Here is a 13,430-nt window from a genome sequence, read left to right on the forward strand (position 1 = left end):
CGCACCTGCCGTAAGGGGAGATCGCCGCACTGGCATGCTGTCAGGAGTTCTTCGGCTCCAGAATCGAGACGACCCTGTGTCCGCTTCCCAGATCCTCTTGCTCTTCGCATCGGTCTTCACCGCCGCGGGGTCGGTCATCGGCGTCGTCGCCTCCCTCAAGATCCGACGCGTCCGGTTCCTGCTGAGGCAGGGCGCTACTGCGCGGGGCGTGGTGACCCGTCTTGAGGAGACCCGGATCGCGCCGGCCTCGGATGCCGGCAGCACCAGCCGGAGCGTCGGAACCACCGTGTACTACCCGGTCATCACCTGGAGCACGGGCGACGGCCGCGCAATGGAAACCAGGACGAACATCGCTCGACCCAGGGACAGGACCCTTCCCGTCGGTGCCCGCGTCGAGGTCCGATACGACCGGGCAGACCCGTCACGCTGGATCCTCCCGGCCGAGGGCACCGCCTTCTGGTGGCTGTTCAGCGCACTGGGTGCGTTGTTCGTCGCGATGGGGCTGGGGTTCGCCCTAGGGGGCCTGGCGTAAGGGGCCTTGACGTGCGAAACGTTCGCGAAACACCCCCGGGCCGTACACCAGGGTCATGAAGAAGCATCTACGGCTCAAGACCAGCTGACAGAGCCTGGTGGCGGCCGGTGATGTCGATCAGCGTCATGCACGGAAGAACAGGCAGCGGACGGGTTCAACGGTGATCGGAAGGGTAGGCGACGGACACGATCCGGATCCGCTGGCGAAAGGCAAGCACCGATGTTGATGGCTCACCCGGCCGTGCTCCCCGGCCTCGTCGACCGCTACTGGGCGCTGTCCGTGCTCGACGCCGCTGAAGGCGGATCGCCCGTGCACAGGGAGATCGAGGCCGTCGAGCGGGCGCTCTGCGTGGCCACCGGCACGACGGACGTGCACGCCGCCCTCATTGCCGCCCGCCACCACCTGCCCGGCGCGGGTACCCTCGACGACTCCGTGCTCGGCTCCGCCTGATCGATCCAGCCGCAGGCAGGCGCTACCGGGCCTCAAGCGGGCAGAGGCGGGGCGGGATGCGTGTGGTTCGTGGGCGCGCTCCAGATTGAGGGCGGTCGGTGCGGCGTGGACCGGCCAGGGGCGGTGCCCATGGCGACAGCTGCCCCGCGAAGTTCATCCGTTCGGACGCGAAGGGGTGCCAATGCACTTGGTGCGGCAGCAGCTGGGCCCAGGGCCGCCAAGCTGATCATCTACCCGCCCGACCAGCAGGGCTGGCGCCGTGTCCGTCCGCCTACGGCCGTTGCACGGCACATCGGGACCCCGAGGCGCGGCTCTGCCCGGTACCTCTGGCGTTGGAGGCCTCCAATGGGGAGAACGCGCAGGGTGGCGGCATGGGCGGGGCGGGGCAGGGCAGGTGCGGAGCATCTGATGGTTCGATGCACAGGCGGCGACATGCGAAGCGTAGGCGTGGAAGAAGAGCTGCTGCTCGTGGACGTGGACAGTGGTGCCCCTCTCGCTGTGTCGGGGGCGGTGCTGGCGGCCGCGGATCGCTCGGCCTGGCAGCGCCCCGGCACGAGCGGTCGGCGGGACCACGAGTTCGAGAAGGAACTGCAAAAGGAGCAGTTGGAGTTCGCCACGAAACCCGTCACCGAGATGGGTGAGCTCCAGGACGAGATCGTCCGCATCCGCCGCGAGGCGGCTCACCACGCGGCGAGTGCCGGAGCCGTGGTGGCGGCGGTCGCGACCTCCCCGCTGCACGTCAAGCCGTCGTTGAACGTCGGACGACGCTACCGCTGGCTGGGCGAGCAGTTCGGACTGACCGCGCAGGAGCAGCTGACCTGCGGGTGCCACGTCCACGTGTCGGTCGCGTCGGACGAGGAGGGCGTCGCGGTACTGGACCGCATCAGGCCCTGGATGGCCGTCCTGATGGCGATGAGCGCGAACTCGCCCTTCTGGCAGGGCGAGGACAGCGGGTACGGAAGCTACCGCAGCCGGGTGTGGAACCGGTGGCCGTCCGCCGGCCCCGTCGACGTCTTCGGCTCCGCCGACCGCTACCACGAGCAGGTCCGCGCGATGATCGACACCGGAGTTCTGCGCGACGAGGGCATGATCTACTTCGACGCCCGCCTGTCGGCCACCTACCCCACCGTGGAGGTCCGGGTCGCCGACGTCTGCCTGGACGCCTCCACGCCGGTCCTGCTCGCCGCCCTCATCCGCGGCCTGGTCGAGACGGCGGCGCGCGCCTGGCAGGACGGACTGCCTCCGGCCAGGGTCGGTACGGGTCTGCTGCGACTGGCGTCCTGGCGGGCCGGCCGTTCCGGTCTGGACGGACCTCTGCTGCACCCTGAAACCATGCGGGAGACGTCTGCTGAGGACGCAGTCGAGGCCCTGTACCAGCACGTGCGCGAGGCGCTGAGGGACCAGGGCGATGACGAGCGGGTCCGGGAGGGCATCGCGCACCTTCACGAACGGGGGAACGGCGCCCGCACGCAGCGCCGGCTGCACGCCGACGGGCAGGAACTCGCATCCGTTGTCACTCGGTGTGCGGAGTTGACGATCAAGCCCTGAGGCGCTGCGGCGGCTCGGGCAGGGCCCTTGGCCAGGGCCGATGCGCACCCGGTGCACGTTTCCGTCGAGGGTGTGGACGGCGCCCTGACCGAAGAGGTGGCCAGGCTCGCCCGCGGTCCTGACCCCGACCGCCGTGTCCCCGCGTCCGACGACGGACGCGACACGCTCCCCGCAACGCAGGACGCGGCGGCGCAGGCGACTCATGAGCGCCGCAGCTTCGCCGCCAACCGGAGCCCGGAGCGGGCCGGGGGGAGAGGCGTGCCTCCAGGTTCTCCACGCTCCACCCGGCGTCGAGCAGCAGGTTCGCGGCCACCGACCCGTTGGGGCCGGCGTCGATCACCACCGTGTCAGGCACGGAGCACCTCGGCGGGCCGCTGTTCCACGACCTTGGCCAAGCGGGCCAACATGCCCCGGTGCCGGAGCTGGAGGGCCGTTTCGGTGACGGGGTTGTGCAGGGCCCCTCCCAGGCCGCGCAGGGGGTGCTCGTCGCAGATGACGAGGGTCTCCGCGCCCCACGGACGGAGCTGGAGGAAGATCCTCGCGGTGCCCAGGGCCTTGAACGACGCCTCCAGCTCCAGCTCCTTGCCGAGTTCCCTGTGGCGGACGGTCGTCACCCCTTCGGTCGACCAAGGGCCCAGCCGTACGGTGTACCGGAGCCGGGATCCGACCTCCGGCCAGCTCTGATCGAGCGGTGTGGACTCGGACGGGCCCACTACCCACTCTCCGTACAGGGTCGGGTCGGCGAGTACGGCCCACACACTTCGAGGGGGGCGCCGGATGAGTTGATGACGGACGGCCACGGGAACTCCTGCTTGTTACCGGAACGGACGGGCGGGGCGCATCGCACGAGAAGGACCCGAGCCGGGGGAGGGCGGCGCGGCCCGACCCCGAGGGTGCGTCCCGCGGTCAGTGGCTGAGGGCGTTCTTGAGCTGCTGCTTGGTCATCGTGGAGCGACCCTCGATGCTGCGCTTCTTCGCCTCCTGGTAGAGGTCGTCCTTGGTGCGTTCGACGGAGCTGCCGCCCCCACGGGACTTCTCGCCGCCGCGTTGCGAGGCAGACTTGCCCTGGGTGGAACTGCGGCTCGCGGTCTTGCTCTCCCCGGAACGGGCACGTTCCTTGTTCACCGTGCGGGAGGCCATCTCCTTCGCGCGGCCCTCCGACATGCCGCGCTTCTCGCCCGACTCCTTGATGTGTTCGTATTGACGCTCGCGCTTGGGGCTGGAACCTCGGGGCATGACGGAACCCTTCATCGACGGTGTGGTGTCACGGTCATGGTGCGCGTACCCCGATCACGCCGCATCTCGCGCAATTCGGACCAGGAGCTCGCGTCGCGAGGTCGGGTCGTGCCGTTCGTTGCGGCACATGGGGAGACCGGGATCCGATCGTCCTGTGGGATGTGTGGGGGCGCGTTACTCCGGGGCCTCTGCCAGGCTCGCACCGTGCCCGCAGGGCATGGAGGGGAGCGGCAGGGTCGCCGGCCCCGGACCGCCGCGCTCTCGTACGGCCGGTGGAGACGTCACAGTGCGGCCGCGGCCCGGGCGTCAGAGGCCCGCTGCCGCCTTCTCCCGCTGGCGGGCCCAGGCCCGGGCGGCGATTTCGGCGTCGGCGAGGACGTCGGCCGCCGTGCAGGCCAGGGCTTCGGCGGCCGCCAGCATGACCTCCCGCCCCCGTTGTGAGGCGGCGGCGCGCGCGAAGGCGGGGGTGTGGTCCGAGGCCTCGTCGCCCAGGATGGCGACGAACGGATGGATGGCGGGGACGCGGCTGCTGACGTCGCCGATGTCGGACGATCCAAGGAATACCCCGCCGACGGGCTGGGTGAGTCGGATGCCCGAGCGTGCGAGGTGCAGGCCGAACCGGTCCGAGAGGACGTCGTTGTCCCGGAAGTGGGCGTAGCCCTTGCCCAGGCGGGTCACCTCCACCGTGGTGCCGGTCGCGGCCGCCACCCCTTCGGCCCAGGCGCCGATTTCGGCCACCAGCGCATCAAGGGCGGCGCTCGTGGCCGCACGCAGGCCGAACAGGCCTTCGGCGAAGGCCGGCACGATGTTGGTCGCGCTGCCTCCGTCGGTCACGATCCCCTGGACATGAGAGCCGGACGGCAACCGCCTGCTCACCACGGCGACGGTGTTGAACAGCTGGATGAGGGCGGCCAGGGCATCGATCCCGCCGGTGGGATCCCCCGTCGGATGTGCTGCCCGGCCGTGGAAGCCCACTCGCACCTGCGTCTGCGCGGTCAGCGGCGCCCATGACCAGTCGTGCACGCCGGGATGGAACATCAACGCAGCATCCACACCGTCGAACACCCCCGCTTCGGCCAGGGTGACCTTGCCCCCGCCCCGTTCCTCGGCGGGTGTTCCCACGGCGAGCACCGTGCCCTCGAACTCCTCCAGTACGCTGCCCAGCGCCAGCGCGGCCCCCAGTCCGGCCGCGGCGATCAGGTTGTGTCCGCATGCGTGCCCCAGTTCCGGCAGCGCGTCGTACTCCAACAGCAGTGCCACGCACCGCCCCCGCCCGCTTCCTGCGCGGGCCACGAAAGCCGTGTCGAGTCCGGCGGTCCCCGGCTCGACGGCGAACCCCGCCCGCCGAAGTTCGTCAGTGAGCAGCCGGGCCGCACGGTGCTCCTCGTAGGCGAGCTCGGGGTCCTCGTGCAGGGCGCGGCTGACGGCCCACAGATCGTCCGCCCGGCGGCCGCACTCCCGCCGTAGCCGCTGGTACAGCTCATCGGATGGATCGCGCACGTCGCCCATGTCGCCTCCTCGCAGCCCTGTGCCCGCTTCTGTCCAGCGGGCGGCCGATTACGCGCGTTTGCGCCCGGCCGGTCTGCGGGTCACTGCTCAGCAGGCCCATCCTGAAAACAGGAGGACCGGGGACGACAGGGTTGCGGATGGGCGGTGGCGCCACGTGGGCATGCGGAGGGACAGCCAGCCCCCTGCGGGGCCGCTCGGTCGTGGTGACCGGAACGGCGCGCGGGCTGGGAGCGGCCCTGGCCCGGGCGCTCGACGACCGGGGTGCGCGACTGTCCCGCTCGGGCCCGGAGGGAGAACGCCTCCAGGGGGCGGCCGGCCCTGCGCCTCGGGGGACGGCGTCCAAGAGGCGTGGCGTTCTACGCCGACACACCGCAGCCGCAATCAGGCATGCCGGTGAGAGTGCCGGCCTCCGACGGCCAGGCGGTACAGGGCCAGGAGTATGACGGAGCCGATGATGGCGGCGATCCAGGTGGAGAGGTCGAAGAAGCCGTCGATGGAATCGACGCCGAAGATGACCTTGCCGAGCCAGCCGCCGAGGAGGCCTCCCGCGACACCGATGAGCATGGTGATGATGATGCCGCCCGGGTCCTTGCCCGGCATGATCGCCTTGGCGATGAGGCCGGCAAACAGACCGATGAGAATCCACGCGATGATGCCCACGATGCGTCCTCCTGCTTCCTGAGATGGGGACAGGGTCACATTGCTTCTGCGCCCGTCTCGCGCTCTCAAACGTGCGTAGCGCGCCGAGGACCCAGAGCCGCCGGCCCGCGCTCACGACGGTGGTGAACAGGAACGGCCGGTGTTCAAATCCGCTCTCATCCGGAAACCTCTTCCGGACCGGGGGCGCGGTCTGTGGGATGTCGGACTTCGCCACCTTCTTCGCCGGTACGGAGCCGTGGATCGCGCAGTCCGTAGCCGCCAAGTACGGGCACCCCGAACACGACGGGAAACTGCTGCGCTCCTTGTCCCCGATGAGCCGCATCGATCAGCTGCGCGCCCCTGTGCTGGCCGTCCACGGAGAGCACGACACCAACGTGCCGCAGACGGAGTCGGAGCAGGTCGTCCGCGCGGCCCGCGACCACGGCGTGCCGGCACGGCAGCTGACTCCGCGCAACGAGGGCCACGCGCTCCCGCGGGCGGACAACCGGCGTCTCTACCGGCGCGCTGCCGCGGACTGGCTGGAGCAGCATCTCGGTCCGGTCCCGTGACGATGCCCGTTTTCGCCGAAGGTCTCGGGGCAGGCGCGAGCCATGGACCAGTCGAAAGCGCCGGTACTCGATGCGTTGGCCGCCTACCACGAGAGCGGGCAGACCCCGTTCACGCCCCCGGGCCACAAACAGGGACGGGGCGCCGACCCCAGGGTTCGGGCCGTGCTCGGCGAAGCGGTATTCCGGTCCGATGTGCTCGCCACCAGCGGCCTGGACGACCGTACGTCCTCCCACGGCGTCCTGGAGGAAGCACAGGCGCTGATGGCGGACGCCGTCGGGGCGGACCACGCGTTCTTCTCCACCTGCGGCAGCTCCCTGTCGGTGAAGTCGGCCATGCTGTCGGTCGCCGGACCGCACGAAAAGCTGCTGGTCGGCCGTGACGCGCACAAATCCGTGGTGTCTGGTCTGATCCTCTCGGGCATCCAGCCCGTCTGGGTGGATCCGCAGTGGGATGCCGAGCGTCATCTCGCCCATCCGCCGACCGCCGAGGCCTTCGAGGCGGCGTTCGCCGAGCACCCCGACGCCCGCGGCGCGCTCGTGACCACACCTACCCCGTACGGCACCTGCTCGGACCTGGCCGCCATCGCCGAGGTCTGTCACCGCCGACACCGACCCCTGATCGTCGACGAGGCGTGGGGCGCCCACCTGCCCTTCCACCCGGACCTGCCGACCTGGGCCATGGACGCCGGCGCCGACGTGTGCGTCACCTCCGTGCACAAGATGGGTTCCGGCCTCGAACAGAGCTCCGTCTTCCACCTCCAAGGTGACCTGGTCAAACCGGAGGTGCTCAAGAGCCGTGAGGACCTGCTGGGGACCACCAGCCCCTCTTCACTCGTCTACGCGGCGCTGGACGGCTGGCGTCGGCAGATGGTCGAGCAGGGCGAGGCCCTCTACGACCACGCACTCGCCCTCGCTCAGAAGACCCGCGAGCGGATCTCCCGCATCGACGGCATGCAGGTGCACGGCCGCGACGACTTCTGCGGGCCGGGCCGGGCGGCGGACATGGACCCCCTCCAGATCATCATCGACATCAGCGCGTGGGAGGTCACCGGCTACCGTGCCGCCGACTGGCTGAGGGACAAGCACCGCATCAACCTCCACATCGCCGACCACCGCCGCATCAGCGCACAGCTGACCCACGCCGACGACAGCGATACGGCGGAGGTGCTGCTGGCGGCCCTGACCGACCTGGCCGCGCACGCCGCGGAACTTCGCACGGGGCAGCCCGTGGAGGTCCCGCCGCCGCCGAGGCTGAGGCTGGAACAGGCCGCACTGCCCCGCGACGCCTTCTTCGGTCCCACCGACCAGGTGCCGTGGGAGAAGGCTGAAGGCCGTATCGCCGCGGAAATGCTGACGCCCTACCCGCCAGGCATTCCCGCGGCCCTGCCCGGCGAACGCCTCACCGCAGACGTCCTGCGCTACCTGCGGACCGGGGTGGAAGCCGGCATGGTCGTGCCGGACGCGGTCGACACGGAGGTCACGAGCGTCCGCGTGCTCCGCGAAGAGTGATCACGGTGCGGACGGGTAACGGCGTCGCACTTCTCAGCCGGCGTCGCTCGGTCTCCAGGAGCTATCGGAAAGCGAAATGCTCGCGGTCGGCCGCTGCGCTGAATCGGATGGCGGAAAGCTCCAAAGGGCCCGGTTCACCGGCCCGGTGCAGGGCACGCGCACGGTGGGGGCACGGCCACAACAGGGACTGACAGAAGCGGAGCAGCACAGTCTGCGAGGAGGCGTCATGCGGGCACTCACCTGGCACGGCAAGCGGGACGTACGCGTGGACACCGTGCCCGATCCCACGATCCGCCACCGCGACGACGTGATCGTCAAGATCACGACCACCGGTCTCTGTGGCTCGGACCTGCACCTCTACGAGGTTCTCGGTGCCTTTCTCGACGCCGGCGACATCCTGGGCCACGAGCCCATGGGCATCGTGGAGGAGGTGGGACCGGACGTCACTTCCCTGAAGCCGGGGGACCGGGTGGTGATCCCCTTCAACATCTCGTGCGGGTCGTGCTTCATGTGTGACCGGGGGCTGCAGTCCCAGTGCGAGACGACACAGGTCCACGAGCACGGCACAGGCGCGTCGCTCTTCGGCTACACGAAGCTCTACGGTCAAGTCCCGGGAGGGCAGGCCCAGTACCTGCGCGTCCCGTTCGGGAACTCGCTCCCGATCCGAGTCCCGGACGGGCCGCCCGACGACCGCTTCGTCTACCTGTCCGACGTCCTGCCCACGGCCTGGCAGGCCGTCGAATACGCGTCCGTTCCGCAGGGCGGCAGTGTCGCCGTCCTCGGCCTGGGGCCCATCGGGGACATGAGCTGCCGCATCGCCGCCCACCGCGGCGCCGGTACGGTCATCGGCATCGATCTCGTCCCCGAACGCCTGGAGCGGGCCCGCCGCCGCGGCATCCACACCCTGGACATCCAGCAGTACGGCGAAGGCCTGGCTGACGCCGTCCGCACGCTGACGGGAGGCCGGGGCCCCGACGCCGTCATCGACGCCGTCGGCATGGAGGCCCACGGCAGCCGTGTCGCCGCCGCCGCGCAGGCCATCACCACCCTCCTGCCGGACTCCCTGGCCGCGGCCATGATGAAGCGCGCCGGAATCGACCGGCTGTCCGCGCTCTACGCCGCCATCGATCTCGTCCGCCGCGGCGGCACGATCTCGGTGTCCGGAGTCTATGGAGGTGCGGCCGATCCGCTGCCCCTGCTGACCATGTTCGACAAGCAACTCACGCTGCGCATGGGCCAGGCCAACGTTCGGCGCTGGGTGGACGACATCCTCCCTCTGCTCACCGACGGGGACCCCCTCGGCGTCGACGAATTCGCCACGCACCGGTTGCCCCTCGAACAGGCGCCCGCCGCGTACGAGATGTTCCAGAAGAAGCAGGACGGCGCCGTCAAGGTCCTCTTCACGCCCTGAGCCGACTGCCCTGCACCGCTACGGTCGCGCCTGCGGCTCGCTGAGCGGTGCACAGGTGGTGCCCGTTCGGCCGTTGGTGAACGCCGCGTCCCTGACGGTGGTCCCCCCGCTAGGTTTCGGACATGGTTGATCACCGCTCGGTTGACGTTGGGGGGATTCGGCTCGCCTATCAGGTCTCGGGCCCGCCGGAAGCTCCGCCGCTCGTCCTGTTGCATGCACTGGGCGAGGGTGCTGCGGACTGGGACGTCGTGGCGCCCGTCCTCGCCCGCAGCTGGCGGGTCCATGCTCTTGATCTTCGCGGTCATGGCCGAAGCGACTGGCCGGGGGACTACTCGCTGCAGCTGATGCGGGACGACGTGCTCGGTTTTCTGGATGCGCTGGCTCTTGACCGGGTGGATCTGATGGGGCATTCGATGGGCGGGATCGTTGCCTATCTGTTCGCCGGGGAGTACCCGCGGCGTGTGGACCGGCTCGTCTTGGAGGATGTCCCGGTGCCACGACCCCGCGAGCAGTCCACGCCGATCAGGCCGGATGGGAAGCTGACGTTCGACTGGGAGATGGTGTTGGCCGTCAAGCGGCAGATCGACACGCCTGATCCGGAATGGCTGGAGAGTCTCAGCAAGATCACAGCGGATACCCTTGCAGTAGCTGGCGGTCCGGGAAGCCATGTGTCCCAGGAGGGCATTGCCGAGTTGGCTCGCCGCGTCCCTCAAGGGCGAGTCGTCACCATTCCGGCCGGGCACTTGATCCACAACGCCCAGCCGACGGTGTTCGTGGAGGAGATTCTGAACTTCTTGCAGCCGCCGGGAGACGGCCCGGCCGCAGGGCCGTCGCTCCAGGCGGATGACGGGGTTCCCCATCGGAACGGGTGACAGAAAAGCTGGTGAATCCCATGCCACGGGACCGGCGTTGATCGCGAAGTCTTGTTGTCGAGAGCCGGCCGAGCCGGTCGGCTGAGCGGTTGTCTGCCGGGGCCCGAAGGCGCGCGGCGGCGCGGCTGCGGGCCCCGTGAGGGTGCTGCTCAGCGGGCGATGGTCCACTGCTGGCCCTGGGAACCGTCGCAGGTCCACACGCCGAGCTTCTTGTAGTCCTCGTGGTAGGTCAGGCAGTCCTGGTCACTGATCCTGATCTGGTAGGTGTCGCCCTTGATGGGGATGACCTCCCACTTCTGGGCGGCGCCGCCCTTCCAGGTGGTGATGGACGCGAAGTAGGTGCTCGTGTTCTCGGTGAGGACCGGACCGAGGCCGTTGGCGATCTCGTAACGGCCGCCGCCCGCCTCCTTGAACGTCCACGTGGAGTTGGTGTCACCCAGCTTCCCCGCGACCACCGTCGAGCCGGAGGCGGCGTTCGTCGCGGCAGCCCCGAGGTTGTTGACGGTCTTCAGGCGCACGGGGACTCCGACGGGCGGGCGGCCTGATCCGGAGGGCGTCGTCGCCGCGCTGTCGGCGCGGAAGCCGGGACGGGGGCCGGGCTGTGCGGGTACGCCCGGCGTGATGGGGGTGTCGCCGGGACCGGGCGTCTCGCCCTTGGGGACACCGGGGGTCGTGGCCGGCACCATCGTGGGGCGGAAGTCGACGGTGGAGCCGTTGCGGTCCCACAGGCCGTAGAAGCCCCAGTTGATCCATCCGCCGTCGCCGTGGTTGGTGAAGCTGCCGCCACCGGAGAAGATCCAGATCCGGTAGGTCTGGTCCTCGCGCGAGGTCGCGTCGTTGTAGTCGATGTCGCCCTGGTACGCCACGTCCTTGAGGTTCGCGGTGTAGGGGTGGACGAACCAGGGGTCCCCGAAGGCGTTCTTGCCCTTGACGTCGAAAATCATGATGTTGTAATTGCCGCCGGTGTGGTTCGTCAGCATCTCGAGCAGGCCCTTGACGAACCCCTCGCGAGCCAGCTTCTTGGCCTGACCGCTCTGCTGGGACGCCAGAATGCACCACGACAGCGCGCCGGTGCCGAAAGACCCCGGCGACACGGCGGCCGCGGCGTTGCAGTTCTCGACGGGCCCGTTGACCGAGCCGTCCGCGAGTGCGGGCTGTGCCAGCCCCCCGACCGCCAGGGCACTCACGCAGACAGCGGCCAGAACCGACAGTTTCCTTCTCGAACGCACGGCTTCTCCTCAAGGGGTGGCGAGCACAGCTACGTGCGCCAAGAGCCGTGAAGGGGGCGCCGAGGTACACCCGGTTCCGGACAAACGTCATCCGGCCACAGTGACGGGGGTTGCAACCCGTTCTGTGGTTCGGCGCTTGGCCTGCACGGGGTGCTGGCCTGGCTGTCCGTTGGCCGGTGGCGGCCTTGCGTGAGGCTTGAACGGGTCTGCTGCTGAACCCCTGGCCTGAACTGCCAGACCAGCCAGGGAACCCGGGTGCGGACCGCCGGCTGACGGAATGCGGCGGACCGTGCCCGGGTTTGCCCGTGCCGGACGAGGTGGGGCTGTTCGTGCTGGTTCAGGGCGCGGTCAAGTTCCGGTTCACAGACCGCGCGGCGTCGAGCTCGCCCCCGCGCCCGGGGCCCCGGCCGGCGCCCGCTGCCGTCCTGGCTCTGGGTGATGCCGGAGTGGGTCGGTGTGGTCGGTCGGCGGTGGTGCTTGCCGTGATGTCGAGCAGCGGGGTGTTGGCGCCGCTCAGTGCCTCCCACGCTGTCCAGGTCCCGGTGCGGGTGTCGAGCCGGGAGTGCCTTACGCCCTCGGCTGTGGCAGCGTGGACGTTGCCGCCCTGCGCGGTGCTCGTCAGGCGGCTGAGGCCGCTGCCTCCCGCCCCCCCGGGGGAGCACCAACACCGTCGCAGGGATCAGAAGGGCGCGGTGGCGGAGGGGGTGCTCCCGTTCTGGGCCTGCTGTGCCCGGTCCGCCATCATCCGTCCGAGCGCGGTGAGCGACGGCTCCAGGTCGCCTGCCGCGGTCGTGTAGCGGACGAAGACGACGACCGTTCCGACAAGGGCCCCTGCTTCGGCCTCCTCGATGGATTCGTCGTCCTCGTTGACCGTGGTCTTGCCGGGGGTGAACCGGAAGGCCGTACTGGTGTCACCCATGGACGGGAACGACATGAGGGTCTTCTCTGAGTCGTCCGTCAAATCCCTACGCACCTGGTCGAACGCCTGGGCGGCGTGCGAGGCGCTGCCGAAGGCCGAGACGTAGCGGGCCTTCCGTGCCGCTCGGAACGGGCAGTCCCCCGGGACGGTCCGGGGCGATGAGTCGGGTGCCCGGGTTGTCGTTCGGGCTGGGGCGGAGCAGCGCCGTCGTGTGTTGGTCCGTTCGGGCTGTTGTTGCCGTGTTCCGGCGCACCGGTATGTGGAATCTCTCTCCGCGCGTGGGACGCTCAGGGGTTGATGCGGCCGAGGCGACGGGTCATCTGTTCGACGGTGTCGGTGGGGGGCCAGGGGAAGTCGGGGAGGTCGGCGCGGAGGGTCACCTGGCCGTGGAGGGCCGTCCAGAGGGTCACGGCGTCGGTGAAGGGATCGGTGCTGGACGAGCGGCCGGCGCGTACGCAGGCGTCGAGGTTGTCGACGAGGGTCTGGAAGGCGTCGAGTCCCTGGCGGCCGGGGATGTCGGCGGCGGGGGCTTCGGGCTTGGGGCGGGCCCAGCCGAAGAGGACGCGGTAGCGGGCGGGTTCGCGGACGCCGAAGTCGACGTAGGCGGCGCAGCCTGCGAGCAGCGCGTCGACCGGGTCGTCTTGCGCTGTGACGGCGGCGGTGACCGCCTGGTGGAGTTGAGTGATCGCCTCAACGACGACCGCTTCGACGATGGCGTTCCGATCGGGGAAGTGCGCGTAGATCGAGGGGGCGGCGATGCCGGCCTCGCGGGCCACGGAGCGCAGGGTGACGGCCTGGTCGGAGCCGGTGCGCACGATGAGGGCGGTCGCCGCTCGGATGATCTCCTCGCGCAGTAGCAGGCCCTGACCGCGCCGGTTGCGAGCCCGGGGCGAAGCGTCCTCCCCTTGGCCGGCGGGGAAGTCGGTAGCTGTGGGGGCCTTCTTCATGACCGCAACTTTACAGGTGTTAGCCGACCGCTGTAGCGTCCCCGTCTGTAACCTCACACT

Annotated in this window: 13 protein-coding genes and 1 pseudogene; 7 read left to right on the forward strand and 7 right to left on the reverse strand. The window is 69.9% G+C overall.

Annotation, left to right across the window (positions count from 1 at the left end; genetic code table 11):
• The first annotated feature begins 76 nt into the window (after positions 1–76).
• The 3 genes from OG764_RS36520 to OG764_RS36530 all read left to right on the forward strand — a co-directional run bounded on the left by OG764_RS36520 (position 77) and on the right by OG764_RS36530 (position 2,530).
• Positions 77–532 carry a DUF3592 domain-containing protein gene (locus tag OG764_RS36520; RefSeq protein WP_328972633.1) on the forward strand — a complete coding sequence of 152 codons (456 nt, stop codon included), beginning with the start codon at positions 77–79 and terminating at the stop codon, positions 530–532.
• 219 nt (positions 533–751) lie between these two features.
• The gene (locus tag OG764_RS36525) at positions 752–982 is read left to right on the forward strand and encodes a DUF5133 domain-containing protein (protein ID WP_328972634.1); all 231 of its coding nucleotides are present in this window, start codon (positions 752–754) and stop codon (positions 980–982) included.
• Positions 983–1,414: 432 nt separating this feature from the next.
• Positions 1,415–2,530 carry a glutamate--cysteine ligase gene (locus OG764_RS36530; RefSeq protein ID WP_328972635.1) on the forward strand — a complete coding sequence of 372 codons (1,116 nt, stop codon included), beginning with the start codon at positions 1,415–1,417 and terminating at the stop codon, positions 2,528–2,530.
• Between the two features lie 347 nt (positions 2,531–2,877).
• On the opposite strand, the gene OG764_RS36535 is transcribed toward OG764_RS36530, so the two are convergent.
• From OG764_RS36535 to OG764_RS36550, 4 genes are all read right to left on the reverse strand, one after another.
• Positions 2,878–3,330, reverse strand: a complete 453-nt coding sequence (locus tag OG764_RS36535) for an SRPBCC family protein (RefSeq protein WP_328972636.1) — start codon at positions 3,328–3,330, stop codon at positions 2,878–2,880.
• Between the two features lie 106 nt (positions 3,331–3,436).
• Positions 3,437–3,766 (reverse strand): plasmid stabilization protein, encoded by a 330-nt coding sequence (locus OG764_RS36540; protein WP_328972637.1) that lies wholly within the window; start codon positions 3,764–3,766, stop codon positions 3,437–3,439.
• A gap of 306 nt (positions 3,767–4,072) precedes the next feature.
• Positions 4,073–5,275, reverse strand: a complete 1,203-nt coding sequence (locus tag OG764_RS36545) for an amidohydrolase (RefSeq protein ID WP_328972638.1) — start codon at positions 5,273–5,275, stop codon at positions 4,073–4,075.
• A gap of 381 nt (positions 5,276–5,656) precedes the next feature.
• On the reverse strand, positions 5,657–5,935 hold the full coding sequence (locus tag OG764_RS36550; protein ID WP_328972639.1) for a GlsB/YeaQ/YmgE family stress response membrane protein: 279 nt from the start codon (positions 5,933–5,935) through the stop codon (positions 5,657–5,659).
• 164 nt (positions 5,936–6,099) lie between these two features.
• Here OG764_RS36550 and OG764_RS36555 point away from each other — a divergent pair.
• The 4 genes and pseudogenes from OG764_RS36555 to OG764_RS36570 all read left to right on the forward strand — a co-directional run.
• Positions 6,100–6,483 (forward strand): annotated as a pseudogene (locus OG764_RS36555) (alpha/beta hydrolase family protein); the annotation flags it as partial.
• A gap of 42 nt (positions 6,484–6,525) precedes the next feature.
• The gene (locus tag OG764_RS36560) at positions 6,526–7,992 is read left to right on the forward strand and encodes an aminotransferase class I/II-fold pyridoxal phosphate-dependent enzyme (protein ID WP_328972640.1); all 1,467 of its coding nucleotides are present in this window, start codon (positions 6,526–6,528) and stop codon (positions 7,990–7,992) included.
• A 226-nt stretch (positions 7,993–8,218) separates the two neighbouring features.
• Positions 8,219–9,403 carry a zinc-dependent alcohol dehydrogenase gene (locus OG764_RS36565; RefSeq protein WP_328972641.1) on the forward strand — a complete coding sequence of 395 codons (1,185 nt, stop codon included), beginning with the start codon at positions 8,219–8,221 and terminating at the stop codon, positions 9,401–9,403.
• A 122-nt stretch (positions 9,404–9,525) separates the two neighbouring features.
• On the forward strand, positions 9,526–10,275 hold the full coding sequence (locus OG764_RS36570) for an alpha/beta fold hydrolase (RefSeq protein ID WP_328972642.1): 750 nt from the start codon (positions 9,526–9,528) through the stop codon (positions 10,273–10,275).
• A 149-nt stretch (positions 10,276–10,424) separates the two neighbouring features.
• Here the strand turns inward: OG764_RS36570 and OG764_RS36575 are convergent, their stop codons facing one another.
• The 3 genes from OG764_RS36575 to OG764_RS36585 form a co-directional block, all read right to left on the reverse strand.
• Positions 10,425–11,504, reverse strand: coding sequence for an RICIN domain-containing protein (locus OG764_RS36575; protein ID WP_328972643.1), 1,080 nt, complete (start codon positions 11,502–11,504; stop codon positions 10,425–10,427).
• A 679-nt stretch (positions 11,505–12,183) separates the two neighbouring features.
• Complete coding sequence (locus OG764_RS36580; protein ID WP_328972644.1) at positions 12,184–12,465, reverse strand: hypothetical protein; 282 nt, start codon at positions 12,463–12,465, stop codon at positions 12,184–12,186.
• 245 nt (positions 12,466–12,710) lie between these two features.
• The gene (locus OG764_RS36585) at positions 12,711–13,370 is read right to left on the reverse strand and encodes a TetR/AcrR family transcriptional regulator (protein WP_328972645.1); all 660 of its coding nucleotides are present in this window, start codon (positions 13,368–13,370) and stop codon (positions 12,711–12,713) included.
• Between the last annotated feature and the right edge of the window lie 60 nt (positions 13,371–13,430).

Origin of the sequence: Streptomyces sp. NBC_00239, assembly GCF_036194065.1 — a bacterium.
Classification (GTDB): Bacteria; Actinomycetota; Actinomycetes; order Streptomycetales; family Streptomycetaceae; genus Streptomyces.

What these genes read in the sequence shown, in the direction of transcription:
- OG764_RS36560 (WP_328972640.1), top strand. Translation starts at nt 6,526, where the DNA reads ATGGACCAGTCGAAAGCGCCGGTACTCGATGCGTTGGCCGCCTACCAC.
- OG764_RS36585 (WP_328972645.1), bottom strand. Translation starts at nt 13,370, where the DNA reads ATGAAGAAGGCCCCCACAGCTACCGACTTCCCCGCCGGCCAAGGGGAG.
- OG764_RS36545 (WP_328972638.1), bottom strand. Translation starts at nt 5,275, where the DNA reads ATGGGCGACGTGCGCGATCCATCCGATGAGCTGTACCAGCGGCTACGG.
- OG764_RS36525 (WP_328972634.1), top strand. Translation starts at nt 752, where the DNA reads ATGTTGATGGCTCACCCGGCCGTGCTCCCCGGCCTCGTCGACCGCTAC.
- OG764_RS36570 (WP_328972642.1), top strand. Translation starts at nt 9,526, where the DNA reads ATGGTTGATCACCGCTCGGTTGACGTTGGGGGGATTCGGCTCGCCTAT.
- OG764_RS36565 (WP_328972641.1), top strand. Translation starts at nt 8,219, where the DNA reads ATGCGGGCACTCACCTGGCACGGCAAGCGGGACGTACGCGTGGACACC.
- OG764_RS36540 (WP_328972637.1), bottom strand. Translation starts at nt 3,766, where the DNA reads ATGCCCCGAGGTTCCAGCCCCAAGCGCGAGCGTCAATACGAACACATC.
- OG764_RS36530 (WP_328972635.1), top strand. Translation starts at nt 1,415, where the DNA reads ATGCGAAGCGTAGGCGTGGAAGAAGAGCTGCTGCTCGTGGACGTGGAC.